The sequence below is a fragment of the Novosphingobium indicum genome (assembly GCF_014645195.1).
GTDB lineage: Bacteria > Pseudomonadota > Alphaproteobacteria > Sphingomonadales > Sphingomonadaceae > Novosphingobium > Novosphingobium indicum.
In genome coordinates this window covers 35,459-57,340 of the sequence record NZ_BMLK01000009.1, presented here as the reverse complement: position 1 = coordinate 57,340, position 21,882 = coordinate 35,459, and the positions used below count along the sequence as shown (strand labels likewise).

19 protein-coding genes are annotated in these 21,882 nt (G+C 60.5%); 13 read left to right on the top strand and 6 right to left on the bottom strand.

Going from position 1 to position 21,882, the window contains the following annotated elements:
* Positions 1-30 precede the first annotated feature (30 nt).
* Positions 31-1,710 carry a CHASE domain-containing protein gene (locus tag IEX64_RS11095; protein WP_188819732.1) on the top strand — a complete coding sequence of 560 codons (1,680 nt, stop codon included), beginning with the start codon at positions 31-33 and terminating at the stop codon, positions 1,708-1,710.
* Between the two features lie 266 nt (positions 1,711-1,976).
* Positions 1,977-2,387 (top strand): hypothetical protein, encoded by a 411-nt coding sequence (locus IEX64_RS11090; RefSeq protein WP_188819731.1) that lies wholly within the window; start codon positions 1,977-1,979, stop codon positions 2,385-2,387.
* A gap of 49 nt (positions 2,388-2,436) precedes the next feature.
* On the opposite strand, the gene IEX64_RS11085 is transcribed toward IEX64_RS11090, so the two are convergent.
* Entirely contained in the window at positions 2,437-3,234 is a 798-nt protein-coding gene (locus IEX64_RS11085; RefSeq protein ID WP_188819730.1) for a response regulator, read from the bottom strand.
* 465 nt (positions 3,235-3,699) lie between these two features.
* On the opposite strand from IEX64_RS11085, the gene IEX64_RS11080 reads away from it, so the two are divergent.
* The 3 genes from IEX64_RS11080 to IEX64_RS11070 are packed head-to-tail and all read left to right on the top strand — an operon-like array spanning position 3,700 to position 5,093.
* On the top strand, positions 3,700-4,350 hold the full coding sequence (locus IEX64_RS11080) for a sigma-70 family RNA polymerase sigma factor (RefSeq protein ID WP_188819729.1): 651 nt from the start codon (positions 3,700-3,702) through the stop codon (positions 4,348-4,350).
* Between the two features lie 23 nt (positions 4,351-4,373).
* Complete coding sequence (locus tag IEX64_RS11075; protein ID WP_188819728.1) at positions 4,374-4,793, top strand: response regulator; 420 nt, start codon at positions 4,374-4,376, stop codon at positions 4,791-4,793.
* Positions 4,794-4,820: 27 nt separating this feature from the next.
* Positions 4,821-5,093 (top strand): hypothetical protein, encoded by a 273-nt coding sequence (locus IEX64_RS11070; RefSeq protein ID WP_188819727.1) that lies wholly within the window; start codon positions 4,821-4,823, stop codon positions 5,091-5,093.
* 92 nt (positions 5,094-5,185) lie between these two features.
* Here the strand turns inward: IEX64_RS11070 and IEX64_RS11065 are convergent, their stop codons facing one another.
* The 4 genes from IEX64_RS11065 to IEX64_RS24420 form a co-directional block, all read right to left on the bottom strand.
* Positions 5,186-5,665: a pyridoxamine 5'-phosphate oxidase family protein gene (locus IEX64_RS11065; protein ID WP_373290139.1), complete on the bottom strand. Its 480-nt coding sequence runs from the start codon at positions 5,663-5,665 to the stop codon at positions 5,186-5,188.
* 96 nt (positions 5,666-5,761) lie between these two features.
* A complete protein-coding gene (locus IEX64_RS11060; RefSeq protein ID WP_188819726.1) occupies positions 5,762-6,244 on the bottom strand; it encodes a hemerythrin domain-containing protein in 483 nt (160 codons plus the stop codon).
* A gap of 88 nt (positions 6,245-6,332) precedes the next feature.
* Entirely contained in the window at positions 6,333-8,897 is a 2,565-nt protein-coding gene (locus IEX64_RS11055) for an HWE histidine kinase domain-containing protein (RefSeq protein ID WP_188819725.1), read from the bottom strand.
* Positions 8,890-9,291 carry a heme oxygenase-like domain-containing protein gene (locus tag IEX64_RS24420; protein WP_229710201.1) on the bottom strand — a complete coding sequence of 134 codons (402 nt, stop codon included), beginning with the start codon at positions 9,289-9,291 and terminating at the stop codon, positions 8,890-8,892. Before IEX64_RS24420 ends, IEX64_RS11055 begins: the two co-directional genes overlap by 8 nt.
* Before the next feature lie 453 nt (positions 9,292-9,744).
* Between IEX64_RS24420 and IEX64_RS11045 the strand changes: the two genes are divergently transcribed.
* The 5 genes from IEX64_RS11045 (at position 9,745) to IEX64_RS11025 (ending at position 17,254) form a co-directional block, all read left to right on the top strand.
* Positions 9,745-10,497, top strand: a complete 753-nt coding sequence (locus tag IEX64_RS11045; protein ID WP_188819723.1) for a Crp/Fnr family transcriptional regulator — start codon at positions 9,745-9,747, stop codon at positions 10,495-10,497.
* A 125-nt stretch (positions 10,498-10,622) separates the two neighbouring features.
* Entirely contained in the window at positions 10,623-13,097 is a 2,475-nt protein-coding gene (locus IEX64_RS11040; RefSeq protein ID WP_188819722.1) for a PhoX family protein, read from the top strand.
* Between the two features lie 160 nt (positions 13,098-13,257).
* Positions 13,258-14,880 carry an MBL fold metallo-hydrolase RNA specificity domain-containing protein gene (locus tag IEX64_RS11035; RefSeq protein ID WP_188819721.1) on the top strand — a complete coding sequence of 541 codons (1,623 nt, stop codon included), beginning with the start codon at positions 13,258-13,260 and terminating at the stop codon, positions 14,878-14,880.
* Between the two features lie 120 nt (positions 14,881-15,000).
* Entirely contained in the window at positions 15,001-16,419 is a 1,419-nt protein-coding gene (locus tag IEX64_RS11030; RefSeq protein ID WP_229710200.1) for an aromatic ring-hydroxylating oxygenase subunit alpha, read from the top strand.
* 151 nt (positions 16,420-16,570) lie between these two features.
* Positions 16,571-17,254, top strand: a complete 684-nt coding sequence (locus tag IEX64_RS11025; RefSeq protein ID WP_188819720.1) for a response regulator transcription factor — start codon at positions 16,571-16,573, stop codon at positions 17,252-17,254.
* Positions 17,255-17,299: 45 nt separating this feature from the next.
* Here the strand turns inward: IEX64_RS11025 and IEX64_RS11020 are convergent, their stop codons facing one another.
* Positions 17,300-17,881 (bottom strand): MarR family transcriptional regulator, encoded by a 582-nt coding sequence (locus IEX64_RS11020; RefSeq protein ID WP_188819719.1) that lies wholly within the window; start codon positions 17,879-17,881, stop codon positions 17,300-17,302.
* A 782-nt stretch (positions 17,882-18,663) separates the two neighbouring features.
* Between IEX64_RS11020 and rpsL the strand changes: the two genes are divergently transcribed.
* From rpsL to fusA, 3 genes are all read left to right on the top strand, one after another.
* Entirely contained in the window at positions 18,664-19,035 is a 372-nt protein-coding gene (rpsL, locus tag IEX64_RS11015) for a 30S ribosomal protein S12 (RefSeq protein ID WP_007011879.1), read from the top strand.
* Between the two features lie 94 nt (positions 19,036-19,129).
* Positions 19,130-19,600: a 30S ribosomal protein S7 gene (gene rpsG, locus IEX64_RS11010; protein ID WP_039285548.1), complete on the top strand. Its 471-nt coding sequence runs from the start codon at positions 19,130-19,132 to the stop codon at positions 19,598-19,600.
* Positions 19,601-19,713: 113 nt separating this feature from the next.
* Positions 19,714-21,807, top strand: coding sequence for an elongation factor G (gene fusA, locus IEX64_RS11005; RefSeq protein WP_188819718.1), 2,094 nt, complete (start codon positions 19,714-19,716; stop codon positions 21,805-21,807).
* The last annotated feature ends 75 nt before the right edge of the window (positions 21,808-21,882 follow it).

Here is a 21,882-nt window from a genome sequence, read left to right as displayed (position 1 = left end):
CGATTGGTTCAGGAGAACGATGGGTGTGGGGTGATTGACCAGGCTCTGCTTGACAGGGTTCAGAAACAGGCGTGGTTTCACAAATACCCGCGCGGCTGGCCCTTCCTGCTTTTTCTTATTGCCAGCATTACGACAGCCGTTTCCGTCATGGCCATCGAACGGGCGGACCGGCAGACGCGTCAGGTCGAACTCGATCGCAACCTGACCGAAACCGCTTCCGCGCTGCAGCGACGGATCACGGAGAATATTGCCTTGCTGCGGGCCGGCGCGGCCCTGTTCGCGACGCAGGATGAAGTTTCCGAAGCCCAGTTCGCCGAATTCGCGGACGATCTTCAGGGTGACGGCAAACTGTACGGGTCGCTGGGTATGGGCTGGGCGCCGCTGGTACCGGTCGACAAGCTGGCCGAGCTCGAAGTGGCCATCCATGACGAAGGTCGTCCGGATTTCGTGACCTATCCGCGCCCGGAACCCGATGCGGACTACGCGACTCCGATCGTCTATCTGCAGCCGGGTTCACCTGACAATCGCCGGGCCATTTCGTACAACATGTTTTCTGATCCGGTGCGCCGGGCAGCCATGGAAAAGGCCATCGAACTCGGACGGCCGGTGGCCTCGGGCAAGGTGCACCTGGTGCAGGATCGTCACCAGGCCGACGCAGCAGGCTTCCTGATCTATATGCCGGTGACGAATAATTCCGGCCGGCGTCGGCAGGTCAAGGGCTTCGTTTACAGTCCCTTTCAGGCGGAACGGTTTCTGAATTCGGCAAGCGAGCTCTATCGCAACAACGGCATCGAAGTGGCCATCTATGACGACCACGTTGCGCCGGAAACCCTGCTGGCGGAACGCCGTGTGGAAGGCGTCACCGGAACGACCATGGAACGGCGTATCGACGTCGGCAATCACTCCTGGGTGGTGGAGGTCAGTGACAAGAAGGCCGGTGTCCTGTCCGCGCTGGCACGGATTACGCTGTTCTTCGGGACAATCGCCTCGTTGATGGTCATGGCTATTGGCCGGCTCATTACCCGCCGTTCGGCGGAAGACCGGCGGGTTCTGGAATGGCTCACGAGGCAGGCCTCCATTCGCAACTCTCTGACGCGTGAACTCAACCATCGTGTGAAGAATACACTCGCCAATGTCCTGTCGATCGCGGCCCTGACCCGGCGTCGAGCCACGGATATCGAAGACTTCACGGAAAGCCTGACAGCGCGCATCCGTGCACTCTCGGCGACGCATGATCTTCTCTCGCAATCGGATTGGGGCAATGCCGCGATCGGCGACATCGTGCGATCGGAGCTTGCACCATACATGGAAGGCAATGAAAGCCATGTCAAAATGTCCGGGCCCAATATCAAGCTGGCACCGAACGATGCCATGTCGCTGGGCCTCGCAATCCATGAACTCGCGACGAATGCCGCAAAGTACGGTGCGCTGAGCACGATCGAAGGGCGTATCCACGTGAACTGGGAACTCTTGTCTCCCGAGTGCGCTGAAATCCGCTGGAAGGAAGAGGGCGGTCCGCCGGTAAGCCAACCGCAAAAGCGGGGATTCGGGCGCGACCTCATAGAGAAGATCGTCGTGCACGAACTCAAATCCGAAGTGGACTTGCAGTTCAATCCGGGGGGCGTGGAATGCTCTTTGAAAGTGCCGGTGCGGGCCGCGCGGGAATTCAGTCTCAGGGCGGAAAAGATGCCGAAGCCCGGCATGGGATGATGAAGATTCTTCGCAAGCCGCCGTACTAGAGAAGAGCATCGCATCGCGGTGCCGCCGTTCTGCCCTGTGGCAGTGGTCGCCGGTGGCACTCAAGCCACAAACCGGATCGGGGCTCAGACCGGATTGGTCTGAGGTCAGCCGGCAGTGCACTTTCAAAATAAGTATAAATACCCAACCTTGGTTTGCGCCTTGGAAGTGGTGCAATGCGATAACGGGGCTGCGGGGGCGATTTTTCAGATTGAAGCGACCAGGAGTGAAAAAGGCCCATGGCATCAGTCCGTTGCATCGATGAATGGCTCACCGAGGTCGACAACCTGGCGTTGTCGTCTACGGCCGCCAGCGCAGATGCCCAAGCCGGTCATGTCCGGGCTATGGGTGTGCTGATGCGCATGCGGCCCGAAGGTTTGGATGGCGAGCACATGTCGCCGGAAATGGAGGCGGACGTCATGCGTAGCGTCTCCATGGGAGCGTTCGAATCCGCAGCTCTACGCCTGTTGCCCAGCGACGCGCGCATGATGACGTCTTCTCCCGGAGAAGGGCGCCACCTCGCGACTGTCCGTCTGGGAGGGCAGTATGGCGAGTCGACCTCCACCGGCAGCACGTTTGCCTTGGCACTGGTAGGCGCGCTCGCGCTTTCCATTGTGGACCATTATCACGAAGCCCTCGGCGTCATGTGACGCCGAGGGCTTCCGCGTACCTCATTGAAATGATGTTCGCCGAAGGCGATCAGTCCATCGGACGGCTCGATCCGAAAAACAGCGCCTGACTGATGGCGGCGCGGACCGTCGTTTCCTGAAACGGCTTGGTCACCAGATAGGTCGGTTCCGGCCGTTCGCCCGTCAGCAGGCGTTCCGGGTAGGCGGTCACGAAGATCACCGGTACATCGCCGAACTTGAGCAGGTCTTCGACCGCATCGATGCCCGAACTGCCATCGGCCAGCTGAATGTCGGCAAGGACGAGGCCAGCTGGCGACCGCTCGAAAATCTCGACGGCTTGCTTGTGCGTGGCAGCGGTGCCGACAACCTCATGCCCGAGATCGGACACGAGGCCTTCGAGCTGCATCGAGATGAGCGGCTCGTCCTCGATGATCAGCACGCTGGTCCGGCTTTCGCCTTCGATTTCACGGACGGCCTGCGCGATCAGCACATCCACTTCTTCCAGCGTGACGCCAAGAATCTGTGCGGCTTCCTCGCGGGCGAATTCTTCCACCGTCGTGAGCAGCAGGGCCTGGCGATGGGTCGGCGCGATGGTGGCGAGGCGCGTGTTTGCAGCCTGCTCATGCGCGCTGCTGCTGTGCAGTTCAGCGGTCGGTTCTTCCACGTGCCCGGTGGCCCAGATCTTCGTGAAGGCGGCATAGAGTGCCGCGCGGCTGCCGGCGATTTCCTCGCGAAGCATCTGATCGGCAAGCGCGGCTTCAAGAGTGGCGCGCACGTAAGTGTCACCGGAGGTCTGCGACCCTGTCAGGGCGCGCGCGTAACGGCGCAGATACGGTAACTGGACAGCGATCTGATCGGAGACGGACATCGAATTTCCTCAAGACTTTAGGGTCAGTTTATTTCGCGCTTTGCGTGTGACGCATTCTGCCTTCACCCAGACACAGGGGTCTGACTCTGGCAGGGGAATAGGGCAACTGTAAAATTTTTTCGGTCGCATCGCGTTTTCGGGAACCAAATCCGTACATGTCACGTTTGCTCCATATCACCACTGGCTCCCCCCACCCCCCCCCGCAACCGGTGGTGACCCGATCCCGGAGGCCTCCGTCCGCAAAAGAGCGGACGGAGGCCTCAAAGTTTCTGGAGCACACTTGTTCCTGCCGAGCACAAAATTTTTTTCATCCATTGGAAATTTTCAAGTGCCCGGTGAGGCAAGGTTTTCTGTGCGTTTCAAGCATCTTGTTGGCGGGCGTGGCGCACATTTTTCCCGATTTTGGGGAACTTTTTTCGACCGGGTCGCGTTAGCTCGACGACTGGTTAACTAGGAGGGCATGGCATGACCGTAGCAACTGACGCCGGAACCGAGACTGAAAAGGCGCCGCATAAGGCGCTGAGTGATCGCAAGTTCAAGCAGGCTCTTGCCGACGTTGCTCCACACCTGCGTGCATTCGCCAGAGGACTTTGCGGTGATCGCGACCGCGCTGATGATCTGGCGCAGGAAGCCATGCTTCGCGCGTGGGCTGCTCGCGAACGGTACGCTGCAGGCACTAACTTCAAGGCCTGGACCTTCACTATTCTTCGCAACCACTTCTACAGCGAGGCACGGCGCGCGCGCTTTCATGGCGAGTACGATGAAGTGGCCGCCGAGCGCATCCTGTGCGCCGAGGCAAGCCAGGAAAGTGCCATTGACCTTGCAGACGTTATCCGTGCGCTTTCGGCCATTCCCGAAAGCTATCGCGAGGCTCTGGTGCTCGTCGCTGCGGGCAATCTCTCCTACGACGAGATCGCCCAGATCTGCGGTATCGCCCTGGGCACTGTGAAGAGCCGCATCTGTCGTGCTCGCGCCATGCTGGCGAATGTGATCGAGTCCGGTCAGCTGCCCGACTTCCGCCACAATTTCGTCCTCAAGGGCGAGGCGATTGATGCATTCTTTGCCGAACTGGAAAAGATCGCCAATGTCGATGAAAACGGCCGCGTTGCCGCCTGACACAATATAAGGATACAATTGCCGTGGGTGCCGCGACAGTAGCTAGCTCTGGAAAGGTCCTTATAGTCGAGGACGAATTCCTGGTTGCGCTGCAGCTGGAAGATATTCTCCAAGATGGCGGCCATGCCGTCGTTGGCACGGTGCCGGATTCGGCCTCGCTGGCCAAGCTCGCGGACGCCCCCGATGTGGCGCTGATCGACCTCAACCTGCGGGACGGCCTGACCGGCCCGGAGGTCGCGCGCCAGATCGCTCTTAAGTACGGTTCACGCGTCATTTATGTGACCGCCAATCCCAATCAGATCGGGGCGCCTGCCCCGACGGCGATAGGCGTTCTCCAGAAACCGTTCACCCGCCAGGCCATCTTGGGCGCCATCGCCTATGCCCTGGCGGGGTGTCCGGATACGCACCGCCCGGCCGACCTGGAACCGCTTCGCTCGGCGTGACCGTCTTACACGAAGGGAACGATCGGCGTGGCGAGTGATGTCGTCCTACAATCCCTGCAATATTATGGAGCAGGCGCAGGTGCCGTGGCGGCGCTTGTCGTGTCGCTCGACCTCGGCCGCCGGTGGACTGGCTGGGGTTTCGTGATCTTTGTCACAAGTTCGCTGGCACTGATCGGCTGGGGCTTTCTGGATGAAGATGCCGAAGGGATTGGCGCGCAGAACCTTATCCTTTTCGTCATCAACTGTGTCGGCGTCTGGCGCTATCTTCTTTCGCGCAGAGATCGAAGACCATCCGCATAAATAGGTAACGGGCCCGCGCTGCAACAAGGAAAAAAAGGGGCCGCAAAGCTTGAGCTTTGTGGCTCCTTTTTCCGTTTGCAGCGGCAGCGGGATCAGACAGCGCCGACGGCGTGCTCACCGGCTTCGTCCGGATGGATCGTCTTGCCGGTCATCAGCTTGTAGGCACCCTTCAGGCCCAGTTCCGCAGTCCAGACTTCGCCATCCTCGATGTCGAGGCGCAGCATCATCACCGAAGGGTCTGCCTTGCCATTGGGGAACCAGGCTTCGACGGCATTGCTCCAGTGCTGTTCGCGCAGCGCCGGATCGGTTTCCTCGACGAGGGTACCGTCGATGCACGCAAAGACGTCGTGCCCCTTGGTCATGACCTGGCCCATTGCCTTGCCGCCGCTGGCGATCCGGTTGTCGCGCTTGCAGAAAAACCAGATCGCGTGATGGGCGCTCTTGTCGAGTTGCGCGGTCATGGGTTCGGCATGGCTGCTCGACCCGTTGAGGCGCATCATGATGAAAGGGCTGGTCTGGAACGACTTCCAGAAGGTCTCGCGGATGTCGATGTCCATAGAGTTGGTTGCCACAATAATTCTCCTGATTGAGTTCTTGTGGAATCAACGCGTGCGCCACCGGCACGTTCCCCGCTTTTGCCGGTTGCGGGGAACGGCCAGTCGCATGGCTCAGTCGCGTTCGTCGCCCGGGGTGTCCTCTTCCGCGTTGGCCAGTTCCCTGGGCTTGCGCTGCTCGAAGACCTTGGCAAGCCGCTGTTCGGCCTTGTCGGAAAGCGTCTTTGCCGCGGTCGGAAACATCTCTTCTTCTTCCTCATCGATGTGATGAAGATAGCGGTGACGCATGTCCTTGAATTTCGTCAGCCACGCGCTGGAGCTCATGTCTGTCTCGATCAGTTCGGCGAGGAAGTCGTCGATTTCCTTGTGCTCCGCGACCGAATGACGTGCTTCGTCGCGCAGATCGGGGCAGGCCAGCATGGTGGCGTAAAGCGATTCTTCTTCTGCTGCGGCGTGGGCCTGCAATTCCTTGCGAAGCTGCTCGAAGAGTTCACGGCGCTCGGGGCTGTCCCCCTGCGTTTCACCAAGCTGTTCGAGCAGCTTGCGATGCTTGTCGTGATCGTTCTTGAGGTCTTCGAAAATCTTTGCGTCTGTCATGGTCGGCGGCTCCTTGGATCGGTTTGGGATATACCGATAAAACGAGCAGAACCGGCCATGGTTGCACGATCGCGAGGGGCATGCGCCGTTAGCGGCGGCTGCGCATGACCCTCGCGATTGCCGAGCGGATGTCGCGTTCATTGTAGGGTTTGGTGACCACAGGCACACCCTCGAAACGCTCCGCACACATCGAACTGTCACCATAGCCGCTGGCGAAGATGAACGGGATCGAGAGTTCCTGAAGCCTGCCGGCCACCGGTTCGCTGGTGTCCTTGCCGAGGTTTACGTCCAGCATGGCGAATGCGACCCGGGCCTCGTCGATCACGGCCAGCGCCGAACTCACTGATCCGGCGACGCGGCAATCCTCGAAGCCGAAGCCGCGAAGGACGTCTTCGGTCTCCATGGCGATGATCACATTGTCTTCCACGATCAGTGCCACGCCGGAGGCCGCGTCCGGCATGAGTTCGGCTTCGGGGGAATCGTTGGAAATATCGCGCTGTGCTGCACTCGGCGTTTCGAACGAGGCGATATGATCGACGGGTATCAGGAACAGGCCGTGTAAACCGTCTTCCGGGTAGATCACAGACGCAGAGCCTCCCAGTTCATGTGGGATCGTCCGTTCGATGATGGTCGAGCCGAAGCCGCGTCTGGTCGGCGGTGTGACTTTGGGTCCACCATGTTCGCGCCAGTCGATTTCCAGCGCGCCATCGTCGCTGCGACCGAGCGTGACAGCCACGCTGCCGCGGGAATCCGAAAGGGCACCATATTTGCACGAGTTGGTCATCAACTCATGGATGACGAGCGCAAGCGTTGTGAATGCCGAGGGCGCGATCAGCGCATCGGGCCCATCGATCGTTACGCGATCGACGCTATGGCTCGCGTATGCGGCGGTCTCCGTGCGGATCAGCTCGTAAAGCGAGGAGGGCGACCAATCCTTGCGAGTTACCTGATCGTGCGCGCGGGCAAGGGCGTGAATGCGGCTGCCGACGAGTTCGGCGAACTCGTCTATGGTCTTGGCGCCTTCTTTGCTCTGCGAGACCAGGCCGCGAATGAGATTGAGAATGTTGCGAACGCGGTGATTGAGTTCGGCAATCAGCATGTCCTGTTGCTGACCGGCCTGCTCGCGTTCCTGGTTCGCTGCGTCGGAAAGGCGCAGGACCACTTCAAGCAGCGTTACCCGCAGCGATTCAGCAGCGGAAGTCTCTTCCAGCGTCCACGGCTTGGAAAAGCCGCTGCGCTCTTCCTTCCACAACTCAAAACTCTTGCGTGGTGTCAGGCGGGGGCCGTTCGGGCCTAGTTCGATGTTCTTTTCCGGATTGCCTGCCCAGTTGACTTCGCGAATTTCTTCCTTGCGAAACAGGACGATGTAGTCGCGGGGACTGCGGCTGACCGGCAGAGCCAGCAGGCCTGCAGCCCCGTTACTCCATTCCGCGGCCGGCGCGAAAAGGGCAGAGAGGTTATCGGTGGCCCAGACTGTGCTGGCACCGGCCGTGTTGAGAAATCGTGCCAGTTTGGCGAATTGATCGCGTTCGGGAGCTGAGCCCTGGCTCACGAATTCCCCGTCGAACCACCCGGCGATCCCGTCGAACGGGATGACACGGCCGATAGACTCGGCGAAGTCGTTGAATTCTTCCAGAAGGGATCCGCCGCCCGCCACACGCGCCATGATCTCGTCGTGCAGCCGCAGGGATTGCGAGCGCATTTCCAGCGCGAAGTCGGTTTCCCGCTGTTCCAGAAGATACGCGAAGAACTCACCGAAGAGTTCGCTTGCGGTGCGGACCGAATAGGACAGGATCAGTGGAGAATAATGGTGGCAGGCCATGAGCCCCCACAGCTTGCCGCGCCGCATGATCGAGACGGACATCGAGGCCTTTACGCCCATGTTGCGCAGATACTCGATGTGAATGGGCGATACCGCGCGTAGTCCCGACATCGAAAGATCCAGCGGCTCGCCATTCGGGCTGCTGGCCGGATAGATCGGGACGGTGGGATCATCCACATCGGTGATGATGCGCAGCATGTTCTTGGCGTAGAGTCGGCGCGCTTGCGAGGGGATGTCGGAGGCCGGAAAATGCAGGCCCTGGAAGCTGTCGACAGAGCCGTTGAGGCTTTCGGCGATGACTTCTCCTGCACCGTCTTCCTCAAAACGATAGACCATTACGCGGTCGAACCCGGTCAGTCCGCGCAAATGACGGGCAGCGTTCGCGCACAGTTGCTCGACGCTGTCCGCCTGACGCAGACGGTCGATCATCGGTCGCACATACGACACATAGTCGCGGCGACGACCGGCTTCGTGGGGTTCGATCTCGAGAATGAACGAGCGCGCCGAGGGGTGCACGGCCAGATCGAATGTCTTCCCGTTGCCGAGCAGATCGACCTCGAACAGGCGTTCGACGGCATTCGATCCCGCCATCAGCTGCAGCCGCGAACGGATGTCGTGCAGCGTGCTGGGCGAGAGGAATTCGGTCGCGGGCAGGCCGATCATCTCATCGACGGGATTACCGAACAACTGCTCGCAGTTCAACGAGAGGTGGTTGATGATCCAGTCGCTCGAGAAAGATACCAGCCAGCCGAAACTTTGGATTCGGCCAATTATGTGGATTGGTTCGATATCGCAGGAGGTCAGGTCCACCTGATACGTGTCCTCAGCCATCGGCCCTCTTTTCTTTCAGGCTGTCTTCGGCGGGGCTGACGGCGAAAGCCCGTGCGAAAGTGTCAAAACTGGCAAGTGCGGCAGCGCTCACGGCTTCCTGTTCCGCCCGGTTGAAATTGCGTTGACGCATCCATGGCAGCAGGGCCTTCCAGCACGCTGGGCCGCTGTCGTCCTCCATGTAGAGGGAGCGGAACCCTTGTTGCTCGCCCCAGTAGCCCTGGCGGCGAATGACGGAAAGGCCAAGGCGTGATCCCGAGATGACATAACCGATTCCGGGCGCTCCCGCGTCGGTTGCTGCCTCGGGGGGCATGTCGAGCGAGGGCAGGGCCATCGGATCGACGCCCAGTGCGGCGAGATCCTTGTGCAGCATCGTCAGGTAGTCGGGCGCGGGCATATTCAGCTCTTCGCTGACAAAATGCCGAAAAGTTTCGTGCAACGGGGTCATCCCGATCGTGTGCGCAGCAAGAAAGCGCACAAGGCCTTCTCGCCGGTCAAGCGCAAGCGAACCGAATGCGGAATCCAGCCTCTCATGCGACAGCCTAGTACGCTCACGCAGAAGCGCTAGCATGTCGGGCGACGCCTCAACATTTCGGCTTTTGCCTAGGTCAAGTTGCATGAGCGCTAGTATGCATACGGCTCCTGTTCAGCAGGACGGGTTGATTGAAGCAGGCCAGCGGGACACGCCTGATCGGCAGTTCAAACACGCCAGTGCGAGTTATGTTCCACAGGCACGTTTAGACGTCTGGCAATAGCGCGTCTGTTCACTTTTGTACAGAATGGGGAACTCGACTGCATCGCGTGGGTTGAGGTGGGTGTTCAAGCACGCTTGCACACCAAGGATTGTTTCATGCCCCAGTTCACATCCCAACCCCTGGCTCAGACTGCAATAGAGCCGCGCAGCGATCTGCTTGCGGCCCTGCGTCCGGAGGATCGGGCGCTCTTCGAACGGTATTGCACCAACGGCTGGATGAAGGCCGGTTCGGTGATCTACCAGCCGGGAGACAACGTCGAATTCTGTTATCTGCCCACCGGCTCAGCGCTGTGTTCGTTTTTCGTCGAACTTGACGATGGGACCGCGGTCGAGACGATTCTGGTTGGCAGGGAAGGCGCGCTGGGCGGTGTGGTCAGCCAAGGAGCACTGCCATCCTATGCCCGGGCAAACGTTCTCCACGAAGGGCTGTTCAGGCGCATCGCCATGCGCGATCTGGAAGCGGCCAAGCGCGCAAGCCCCGCCATTGCCAACCTGTTTGCTCGTTACGCGGACTGCGTGATGGCCCAGGTGTTCCAGTCGATTGCCTGCAATGCAGTTCACACGATTGAGCATCGCGCGGCCAAGTGGCTATGCGCGGCTGTCGATCGGACAGGGCGCAACGATGTGGCCATGACCCAGGAACAGCTGGCATCGATGATGGGCATCGGTCGCAGCTACGCCAGCCGCGTCCTGCAGCGCTTCAAGCGCGACGGTCTGCTGCGAACCCGCCGTGGCGGTATCGAAGTGCTCGATCAGCAGGCTCTGTGCGAGAGGGCCTGTAGCTGCAACGAACAGGTGACTTCGCATTTCGACAAGGTGCTTTCCGGAGTCTATGTCCCTGCGGATTAGGAAAGCCGGGCTGTCTTCTTTCGAGCTTGATGTTGTCCGAAATCTGTCATCGTAACGACGCTAAATTGCCAAGGTGAAACCCTAGCAACGCTCCCGCTAAACACTTCAGTGGGGCGATGACCTAGATGTCCGATACTCTTGTTCAAAACGGTTATACCGACGGCGACGTTGATACCAATCCGACCAATGCCGTATCCCTCGAAACGCTGGCTGACACGCGCTATTCGCGCCGTCAGGCCATCTTCGGCGGAGCCAAGGCGACCAGTCTGGCCCTGATGGGTACCACGATGCTCGCTGCTTGTGGCGACGACACTATCGAATCGACGCTTGTGGTGTCTGCCGGCCAGAACGCAGCCACCAGTTCCGGCCGGGTCGTGATCCTCACAGGTTCGATAACGGCCGGCGATACCAATGTAACCTCGTCCGCCTGGGCACAGAACAGCGGCCCGGACGTCGATCTGGTCGTGGATGGGCTGACCGCCATGTTCATCGCCCCTGCCGTCGAGACCGCTACCGATCTCACATTCGGTTTCGCCGTGCAGAATGCCGACGGTGAAGCGGCCAGTGCGACCACAACCATCCGTGTCTCGCCGGCGGTGCTCGGCTTTTCGGCCGTCGCGCATAGTCTCGAAGACGTCGTTACCGTTCCCTCGGGTTATACCGTCACGGTCATGACGCGCCTCGGCGATCCGCTTGCGGCAGGTGTTGGCGCCTATGCCAACGACGGCACCGACACCAACTTCGCCCAGCGCATCGGCGACCATGGCGACGCGCTGCACTTCTTCGGTCTCTCTTCTGCCGGCGCGCGCGACGACAACAGTTCGACGCGTGGTCTGATGGTGCAGAACCACGAGAACCTGAACGTCGACTACCTCCACCCCAATGGCCCGACCAACGTCTCTACCGGTCCGCGTCCGGAAGACGAGGCGAAGAAGGAAATCGAAGCGCACGGTGTTTCGGTGTCCGAATATGTCGACGGCGGCGATCGTCAATGGACCTATGTGGCCGACAGCAGCTTCAACCGTCGCATCACCCCGATGACGCCGATGCAGATCATGGGCCCGGCCGCTGGCTCGGCCATGCTGGCGACGGCCTATTCGGCTAACGGCACGGCTGGGCGTGGCACGATCAATAACTGCGCCAACGGCATTTCCGGCTGGGGAACCAACCTGACCTGCGAGGAAAACTGGGCCGGCTACTTCCGCCGCGACGCCTCCGATGTGGCGCTGCGTACGGAGCGTGAACTGACGGCTCTGGCCCGTTATGGCGTTTCGGTGCGGACCGGCAACTATGCCTGGTCGACGGTGGCCTCGAGCGATCCGATGTTCACCAAGTGGAACGCGACGATCACCGGTGCGACGGCCACGGACGACTATCGCAACGAACCCAACCAGTATGGCTGGGTGGTCGAGATCGATCCCTACGACCCCGCCTCGACGCCGCGCAAGCGCACCGCGCTTGGCCGCTGCGGCCATGAAGGTGCTTTCGTAAGGATCGCCGCCGGCCAGAAAGTCGGCGTCTACATGGGCGACGACAGCCGCCGTGAGTACCTCTACAAGTACGTCTCGAACGCCACCTGGGACGCGGGCGACGCCAATGTCTCAAACCGCCTCGCGGTCGGCGACAAGTACCTCGACAACGGCACGCTCTATGTTGCCAAGTTCGAGGCGGATGGCACGGGCACCTGGCTGCCGCTGGTCTTCGGTTCGGTCCCGAACCGTCCGGCCGTGGGCACCACGCCTGCGTATGTGTTCGCCGATCAGGCCGACATCCTGATCAACTGCCGTCTCGCTGCCGATGCCGTTGGCGCAACGCCGATGGACCGTCCGGAATGGACGGCGGGCAATCCGGTGACGGGCGAGATCTATCTCACACTCACCAACAACAATGCGTCGAACCGTCCGCTCGACGGGACCGATGCGGCCAACCCGCGCCACTACGGCGATCCGAATCTTTCCGGCTCGACCAGCTACGGCAACCCCAACGGCCACATCGTCCGCCTGCGTGAAGATGGCGACGACACCGCCGCCACGACATTCGCATGGGATATTTACCTGTTCGGTGCCGATGCAACCGACTACCCGTCGGATGCCAGCGTCAACGTTTCGGGGCTCACGACGTCGAACGACTTCTCGAGCCCGGACGGCCTGTACTTCTCGCGCGACACCAACCCGTCGGGCCAGATCAATCCGGTTCTCTGGATCCAGACCGACGACGGCGCGATGACCGATCGCACCAACTGCATGATGCTCGCGGCACTGCCGGGCCATGTCGCCGACGGTGGCGCCGTGACGATCACCAACAAGGACTCGACCGGCGCGACGGCCCAGCAGGCGACTATTGCCGGCACGCCGGCGACGGCCGCCAACCTGCGGCGCTTCCTTGTCGGTCCGGTCGAATGCGAGATCACCGGCATCGACATGACGCCGGATGGCCGCACTCTGTTCGTTGGTATCCAGCATCCCGGTGAACGCGGCGATGCGACCACCCCGACAAGCCACTGGCCGGACAGCCAGGCCGGTTCGGCGGCTGCGACCGTGCGTCCGCGCTCGGCCGTGGTGGCTATCACCAAGGACGATGGCGGCGTGATCGCGCTCTAAGCGCTCACGGTCGGTAATATAAGTAGTGCACCATGTCGGGGAGGGGGCTTCGGTCTCCTTCCCGATATTCCGTTTTCGCTCGTGGTTCTGACTTGCCCGGACAAATGCAAATTTGATTCAGGTCCTTGCTTGAGCCGACAGCCGGTACCATGCAGCCCACATGGACAAGTCTCTCACGCTCACACTCAACGGTGCTGCGGGCACGGTAACCGGTTCCTGCCACGAGTTCGTTTTCGGCAAGTCGCGCATTCTTGTCGACTGCGGCATGTTTCAGGGCTCGCGCACGTTGGAGGGGCTCAATTCCGAGCCTTTCGCGTTCAATCTGCGTCATATCGACGCCGTGGTGCTGACCCACGCCCATATCGACCACTCCGGGCTTCTGCCGCGTCTCGCTGCTGAAGGGTTCAATGGTCCGATCTGGTGCACGCAGCCGACGGCAGACTTGCTGGAATACATGCTCGCCGATTCCGGGCGCATCCATGAGGCGGATACAGCCCGCCGCAACCGCCGCCGGGACCGCTCGGGCGAGGATCCGATCGAGCCGCTCTACACCGAAGCCGATGCCATGGCCGCCTGGGGCATGTGCCGGCCGGTCGAATTGGAAGAATGGTTCGAGCCGGCGCCGGGTTTTCGGGTTCGGCTGTGGAACGCTGGTCATATTCTCGGCTCGGCATCGGCCGAGCTTGAGGCGAACGGGACGCGTGTGATGTGCTCGGGCGATCTCGGGCCGGACAACAAGGCTTTCCATCCCGATCCGGAAGGTCCTTCAGGTTTCGATCATGTCCTTTGCGAGAGCACTTATGGCGACCGCACCCGCGAACCGGTGACGATCGAGGCGCGTCGCAAGGTGCTGGAGGCCGAAATCCGGGGCGCACTGGATCGCGGTGGCAATCTGCTTATTCCCAGTTTCGCGCTGGAGCGAACTCAGGAACTGCTGCTCGATATCGTCGAACTGCTGCGCGCCAAGGCGATCCCGCCCGTGCCGGTCTTCATCGATTCTCCGCTCGCGAGCCGGGCGACCAGCGTGTTCAAGCGCCATGCCGCCGAACTGGAAGATCTCCACGGCTCATGCGTCTTTGAACACCCGCAATTGCACTATGTGGAGAGCGTGCAGGAATCGATCCGGCTCAATTCGGTGAGCGGGGCGATCATCCTTGCAGCTTCGGGCATGTGCGAAGGCGGGCGCATCCGCCATCACCTGATCCACAACCTGTTCCGCCGCGAGTCGACGGTGCTGTTCGTGGGCTATCAGGCGGGCGGTACGCTGGGGCGGGTCATCCTCGATGGCGCGCAGCGGGTGCGCATTTCCGGGCAGGACGTGCATGTGCGCGCGGCGATCCGGCGCATCGATTCCTATTCTGCCCATGCCGACCAGAGCGAACTGCTCGATTGGGTCGCATCGCGCGCGCCCATCCGGGGCAGCCTGTTTCTCGTCCATGGCGAGGAAGGCGCATTGCAGACGATGAGCCGGCTTGCACAGACACGCGCGCCTGATGCGACCATGGTGGTCCCCGCCATCGGCGAGACCTGGGAGCTGTCTGCTGGCGAAGCCGCTCGCCGTCTGAAGACTGGCCGCGTGGAACTGGCGACCGATATCGATCATGACTGGCAGAATGCCTATGCCGACTTCGTCACCGGGCTGAGGCGCGAACTGGGGCAGATTGCCGACGATCAGGCCCGCAAGGAGGCTCTGGCGCAGATGCGCAAGGTGCTCGACAGCTACGCCGCGCACAAGAATGGGCGGCGCAAGCACGGCAAGAACCATGCATCTCGCGAGCGATGACGGGTTCTGCAGTCTGGAACTCGGTGGCGGGATGGCTTAATAGACATCTGTGTTGAGTAGCGTCGGCGGCAAAGCCCCACGTGCTAAGGATAAGGCCGCAGGTGCCAAGGGAGACGCAGCGTGAACAAGCCTGAGAAATTCGATCCGAACCGCCTGACGGCGCAGGACATGGACGACGAGGTACTGTCGACCTATCCCACCGAGGCCTTTCTCTCGAAGGAATACCTCGCGGCCGAGAAGAAGCTGCTGTGGCCCAAGGTGTGGCAGATGGTCGAGCGCGAAACCGACCTGCCGAACCCGGGCGACTGGATGACCTACAATGTCGCCGATGAATCGATCATCGTGCTGCGCAAGGACGACGGCAGCCTCAAGGCGTTTCACAACGTCTGCCCGCATCGCGGTCGTCAGCTCGTGTCCGTGCCCGACATGTTGCCGGGCAACATCCACGATGTACGCGGCAACAATCGCAAGAACTTCATCTGCGGCTTCCACGGCTGGACGTTCGATCTGGACGGGCAGAACACCTACATCCTCGACCCGCAGGACTGGGATAACAAGCTCACGCCCGAGATGACCTGCCTTTCGGAGATCAAGGTCGATACCTGGGCAGGCTTCATCTACATCAACATGGATCCCGACTGCGTTCCGCTCAAGGAATGGATGGGGCGTGCCGGTGAGATCCTGGGCGCCTACGAGATGGACAAGATGCGTTACAAGTGGCGCCAGTGGGCCATCTACGACTGCAACTGGAAGACAGCGATCGAGGCCTTCCTGGAGCCCTATCACGTCGCGGGGACGCACACCCAGCTGCTGGCCTATGGCGACTATTACGCGCTGTCGAAGCAGTACGGCCTGCATTCGGTTTCGAGCTACGATACGCGCGACGCCAAGTTCAAGATGAACGAGAGCGCCGGCACCACGCGTGCCGGCAAGGGAGACGATCCGCGCGTTTCCACCTACGAGCTGATCCGCGAGAACTACGAGACGGTGAACTACTCGGCCTCGACGGAATCGCTGGTGAAGGCCGCGAGCCGCCTGCAGCACGAACTGCCCGAGGACGTGACCCCGCAGGAGTGCATCGCCTATTGGCTCAAGATCGCCAAGGAAGCCGATGCCGAGCGCGGCGTGATCTGGCCCGAGATTCCCGAAGACGTCATGGCCGAAACCGGGCTCGCCTGGGGCCTGTTCCCCAATCAGAACATCCTGCACGGCGTCACGTTCGCGCTGTGCTACCGCGTCCGCCCTTATGGCGACGATCCCGACAAGTGCATCTTCGAAAGCTATGCGCTGGAACGCTTCCCCGAAGGCGAGGCGCCGGAAACCGAATGGGTCTATGCCGATCCCATCGGCGAGAACTGGGGTTCGGTGCTCGCGCAGGATTTCTCCAACATGCAGTTCGTCCAAAAGGGCATCAAATCTTCGGGTTTCCGCGGCCCGCTGCCCAATCCGCACCAGGAGCAAAAGGTGATTAACCTGCACCGCAATCTGGCCAATTTCATGGAAGGGCGGGGCGCGCCGACGAAGCTCGACATAGATTAAGGGGTTATCGCGTGATTCGCATCGAGCCGGACTGGCTCGGTGCGGCCGCGATAGCCAAAATTACCGTACGAAACCGTACACTTAAGCGTTTGTTTGGATTTTTCGCCCTAAGCTTGCGCTGAAAAATTCAAACGTTTGCAATGTTTTCGGGGTGATTGTTCCGTTTTGGACGCAAAATCCCGATTTGTGGATTAAAATAGGGATTAATCCATACAGGAAACGTCCGTATTCTAGCTACATGGAACAGTATCGCACCATCGCCGTCATCGAGAGCAACTACCAGAATCGGGCCAAGGTCACGAATGCTCTGTTCTCGGGCGGGTATCACGCTGAACCGTATGAAGAGATCGAAGAGTTCATCTCTGAAAGCCGGGACGGGTATGTTGTATTGATCAGCGATGTCGACGGCAACGTCGACCGGCTCCTGGAATTGATGCACCGCAATGCCATGTGGTTTCCGATCATTCCTTATTCGGAGACCTCGTCGCTCGACTCTGTTGTTTCTGCCATGCTCAAGGGTGCAATCGGTTACATCGATCGCCTACCTGATCTCGAAAGTGTTGTTAACGTCATCAACTCGAACCAGCCGGAGCGCAAGAAGCTGGTCGAAACCGGTCGCATGCGGGCCAACGCCCGTGCCAAGATGGTGCTGCTGACCAAGCGCGAGCGCGAAGTGCTTCAGTGCATGTCCGAGGGCATGTCGAACAAGGTGATCGGCCTGAAGCTCGGGATCAGCCCGCGCACCGTCGAAATCCACCGCGCCAACATGATCACGAAGCTTGAAACCGAATCCACCAACGAGGCGCTACGTCTCGCGGCGTATGCCGAAATCTGAATAAGTTAGCGTAAGGAGCCTGCCGGGTCGGGGCAGTCCCTTACGCTACGAGTGCTTTCTCAGTTTAATCTGCGAAAGCGTCTCGCCCAGAATAGCCTCGCGCGCTTCGTCGTATTCGCTGGTTCCCGGTTTCAGCTGGCTCAGCCGCGGCGGATGATGCTTCTTCTTGTTCATCATGAGGAAGCACCGGTCATAGAATATCTGCACCAGTTTTCGCAGGGCAGAGTCTGTCAGCTGAATGTAGACCCGCCGCGAATCCTCGTTGTCGCGGTATCTTCGCACCAGGTCCTCGCGTTCCAGCAAGGCGATCCAGCGAAGGGCTGTGGTTTGCGGAACCTGCGCGCCAATACAGACGCTTGTCGTCTGCATTTTGACGTTCTTCAGCTCAGCCATGAACAGGTCGAGGAGAATGTCCCAGGTCGGTTCTCCGAATAACTGGGACGTTTCGAATATTTTCTCCCTGTGTCGCCTGAGATTATAGGTTTCCGAAACGGTATCCATCCAGTCTTCGATGGTCGGTGTCTGGTGATGTTCTTCCGGATCATCGAGCGAAAGCTGGCCCGCTTCGAGCCGCATGATGAGGTCGTTCAGCTCTTCGGCCAATATTTTCATTCTTTTGGTCGGCATGTTCGTCTCTTTCCCGACTACTATTTCCTCTCCGCGAATGAATTTACCGGGTTGCGCCCTGCCTCTCCCTTCCAGTTAACGTCGCCGGCTCTCGCGCCCGGTAAACGAATTGAAGGTCGGCCCGTCGGCGCAGAAAGTCAATCGCATGAAATTCCTGCAATGTCCGCACTTTGCAGGGACCTATTGACTTCTTGTGTGAAGGCATCAACATATAGCCGCCGCACATTTGACGTGGTTAACTTATTGCTAATCTGTGCACTTTTGACCGCACCAACTTGTTTGGGTTGGTGGTGAGAGTGGTCGCCTGCCGGTAGCGATTTTCGCAACAGCTTCTTTGCTTGACCCTGCGGCAAACATCGCCTAAGCGCGCCCATCCCTCGGGCATGGCCTGAAGGATGATATAGAGCTGATCGATGCCATTTCGGCGTTTCCGGGGCTTTTTGGCGGTTTGCCGAATTGGTCCTTTCAGGATGGCCTTGCTCCAAGTCGGGTAAGGGCGCTATTTCCGGAAATCCGGTGGCAGAGTAATCCGGTGTTTCAGGCCGGGTGGAGTGTTTTCGGCTCACGCGTACCGATGTCGCGATTGCGGTTTCGATGGTCCTGCCCGTGGGCGAGGTCGAAACTCTTCCGGCGCATCCGTTACCGCGTGACTGTGTTCTCTGCCTTCTTCTGAAAGCTGGGCCCCAAGACCCGGGGTGCGACGGGTCCGTCCCGTGGCTTGCGGTTTTCGCCCACGGTACGGGCCGGATCCATCGCACTCCCATTTTGAAAGAAGAGTATAGATGCCCACTATCAACCAGCTGGTCCGCAAGGGCCGCGAGCCGCAGAAGGCCAAGAGCAAGGTCCCGGCGATGGAGCAGAACCCGCAGAAGCGCGGCGTCTGCACCCGCGTCTACACCACGACCCCGAAGAAGCCGAACTCGGCTCTTCGCAAGGTCGCCAAGGTGCGCCTGACCAACAGCCGCGAAGTCATCTCCTACATCCCGGGTGAAGGCCACAACCTGCAGGAGCACTCGGTGGTCCTGATCCGCGGCGGCCGTGTGCGCGACCTTCCAGGCGTGCGCTACCACATCCTGCGCGGCGTGCTCGACACGCAGGGCGTGAAGGACCGCAAGCAGTCCCGCTCGAAGTACGGCGCCAAGCGTCCGAAGTGATCTGGCCGCGGCGCTAGCATGCGTCGTGCCCTAAGAGATTGACCGGCCGGCTGCGGCGTTAAGCCCCCGGCCCGAAAACAAGGAAACACAAGCGATGTCACGTCGTCGTCGTCCCGAGAAGCGGGAAATCCTGCCGGATCCGAAGTTCGGTGATCTGGTCCTGTCGAAGTTCATGAACAACCTCATGTACGACGGCAAGAAGTCCGCCGCCGAGCGCATCGTCTATGGCGCGCTCGACACCATGGAATCGCGCGCCAAGGCCGATCCCGTGCAGCTGTTCCACGATGCGCTGAACAACGTGAAGCCTCAGATCGAGGTCCGCAGCCGCCGCGTCGGTGGTGCGACCTACCAGGTTCCCGTCGAGGTTCGTCCCGAGCGCGCTCAGGCCCTGGCCATCCGCTGGCTGATCACGGCCGCGCGTAACCGTCCGGAAACGACCATGTCGGCTCGCCTTTCGGGTGAACTGATGGATGCTGCCAACAACCGTGGCAACGCCGTCAAGAAGCGCGAAGATACGCACCGCATGGCAGACGCCAACCGCGCCTTCTCGCACTACCGCTGGTAAGCCGCGCCGTGTCGCCCGCGGACTGCGTCATGCGGGCGTCACACTTTCAATTCAGGGGGCGGGGGTCTATTTGAGGGCCGCTTCCTCCCAAACTCCTGCTAAGGATTTTCACCATGGCACGCAGCCATCCGATCGAACGCTACCGCAATATCGGTATTATGGCGCACATCGACGCCGGCAAGACCACCACGACCGAGCGTATCCTCTACTACACCGGCAAGTCCTACAAGATCGGCGAAGTGCACGACGGCGCCGCCACCATGGACTGGATGGAGCAGGAGCAGGAGCGCGGCATCACCATCACCTCGGCTGCCACCACCACCATGTGGAAGGCTGACGACGGTCAGGGTGAAGAGCACCGCATCAACATCATCGACACCCCGGGACACGTCGACTTCACGATTGAGGTCGAACGTTCGCTGCGTGTGCTCGACGGCGCGGTCGCCGTGTTCGACGGCGTGGCCGGCGTTGAGCCGCAGTCCGAAACCGTGTGGCGTCAGGCTGACAAGTACGGCGTTCCGCGCATGTGCTTCATCAACAAGCTCGACCGTACCGGCGCGGATTTCTACTACTGCGTGCAGTCGATCATCGACCGTCTTGGCGCGACCCCGCTGGTCCTGACGCTGCCGATCGGCTCGGAAGCCGATCTTGCGGGCGTGGTAGATCTCGTCAAGATGCGCGGCATCGTGTGGGAAAACGACGGCCTCGGCGCATCGTTCAAGTACACCGAAATCCCCGCCGAACTGGCCGACAAGGCTGCTGAATATCGTGAAAAGCTTCTCGAGACTGCAGTCGAGCAGGATGACGACGTCCTGGAAGCCTACCTCGAAGGCAACGAGCCCGATGCCGACACGCTGAAGAAGCTGATCCGCAAGGGTACGCTGGCCCGTGCGTTCGTTCCGGTGCTGTGCGGCTCGGCGTTCAAGAACAAGGGCGTTCAGCCCCTGCTCGACGCGGTTGTCGATTTCATGCCGAGCCCGATCGACGTTCCGCCGATCGAAGGTGTCATCCCCGACACTGATCAGGTTGCAAACCGTCCTTCTTCGGACGAGGAGCCCTTCGCGGCGCTGGCGTTCAAGATCATGAACGACCCGTTCGTCGGCTCGCTCACCTTCTGCCGAATCTACTCGGGCATCCTGTCAAAGGGCAGCTACCTGAACTCGGTGAAGGACAAGAAGGAGAAGGTCGGCCGCATGCTGCTGATGCACTCCAACAACCGTGAGGACATCGATATGGCCTACGCTGGCGACATCGTCGCTGTCGCGGGTCTGAAGGAAACGACCACCGGTGACACGCTGTGCGCCGAAAAGTCGCCGATCATCCTCGAGCGTATGGAATTCCCCGAGCCGGTCATCGAACTGTCGGTGGAACCCAAGACCAAGGCCGACCAGGAAAAGATGGGCGTTGCCCTCTCGCGCCTGGCTGCCGAGGACCCGTCCTTCCGCGTCTCGACCGATCACGAGTCGGGCCAGACGATCATCAAGGGTATGGGCGAGCTTCACCTCGACATTATCGTCGATCGCATGAAGCGCGAGTTCAAAGTCGAGGCCAACGTCGGTGCGCCGCAGGTTGCTTACCGCGAATATCTCGGCAAGCCGGTCGAGCTGACCTACACCCACAAGAAGCAGTCGGGTGGTTCGGGTCAGTTCGGTGAAGTCAAGGTCAAGGTCACCCCGGGTGAGCGCGGCGCAGGCATCACTTTCGTCGACTCGATCAAGGGCGGTAACATCCCGCGCGAATACATTCCTGCTGTCGAAAAGGGCATGCGCGAGACGGCCGAGACCGGTGCGCTGATCGGCTTCCCGATTGTGGACTTCGAGATCGAGCTGCTCGACGGTAAGTACCATGACGTCGACTCTTCGGCGCTGGCGTTCGAAATTGCGGGTCGCGGTGCGATGCGCGAAGCGGCACAGCGTTCGGGCATCAAGATCCTCGAGCCGATCATGAAGGTCGAGGTCGTGACGCCGGAAGAGTTCATGGGCGACGTGATCGGCGACATCAACTCCCGTCGCGGTCAGATCCAGGGCACCGACAGCCGCGGCAATGCCCAGGTTGTCGAAGCCAATGTGCCGCTCGCGAACATGTTCGGCTATGTCAATCAGCTGCGCTCGTTCACCCAGGGCCGTGCGCAGTATTCCATGCAGTTCAGCCACTACGACGAAGTTCCGGCAAACGTCGCGGCCGAAGTGAAGGAGAAGCTTGCCTGAGGGCAAGAATGGTTCTAGGGGCGGCGCCTGCTGATTCCGCGGGCTCCGCCTACCTACCCGCAGATTCAATTTTGA

Coding starts and splice junctions, on each gene's coding strand:
- IEX64_RS11085 (WP_188819730.1), bottom strand. CDS start 3,234: ATGTCCGTCTCCGATCAGATCGCTGTCCAGTTACCGTATCTGCGCCGT.
- IEX64_RS11020 (WP_188819719.1), bottom strand. CDS start 17,881: ATGCCGACCAAAAGAATGAAAATATTGGCCGAAGAGCTGAACGACCTC.
- IEX64_RS24420 (WP_229710201.1), bottom strand. CDS start 9,291: ATGCCCGCGCCCGACTACCTGACGATGCTGCACAAGGATCTCGCCGCA.
- IEX64_RS11090 (WP_188819731.1), top strand. CDS start 1,977: ATGGCATCAGTCCGTTGCATCGATGAATGGCTCACCGAGGTCGACAAC.
- IEX64_RS11055 (WP_188819725.1), bottom strand. CDS start 8,897: ATGGCTGAGGACACGTATCAGGTGGACCTGACCTCCTGCGATATCGAA.
- IEX64_RS11045 (WP_188819723.1), top strand. CDS start 9,745: ATGCCCCAGTTCACATCCCAACCCCTGGCTCAGACTGCAATAGAGCCG.
- IEX64_RS11060 (WP_188819726.1), bottom strand. CDS start 6,244: ATGACAGACGCAAAGATTTTCGAAGACCTCAAGAACGATCACGACAAG.
- rpsL (WP_007011879.1), top strand. CDS start 18,664: ATGCCCACTATCAACCAGCTGGTCCGCAAGGGCCGCGAGCCGCAGAAG.
- IEX64_RS11080 (WP_188819729.1), top strand. CDS start 3,700: ATGACCGTAGCAACTGACGCCGGAACCGAGACTGAAAAGGCGCCGCAT.
- rpsG (WP_039285548.1), top strand. CDS start 19,130: ATGTCACGTCGTCGTCGTCCCGAGAAGCGGGAAATCCTGCCGGATCCG.
- IEX64_RS11040 (WP_188819722.1), top strand. CDS start 10,623: ATGTCCGATACTCTTGTTCAAAACGGTTATACCGACGGCGACGTTGAT.
- fusA (WP_188819718.1), top strand. CDS start 19,714: ATGGCACGCAGCCATCCGATCGAACGCTACCGCAATATCGGTATTATG.
- IEX64_RS11035 (WP_188819721.1), top strand. CDS start 13,258: ATGGACAAGTCTCTCACGCTCACACTCAACGGTGCTGCGGGCACGGTA.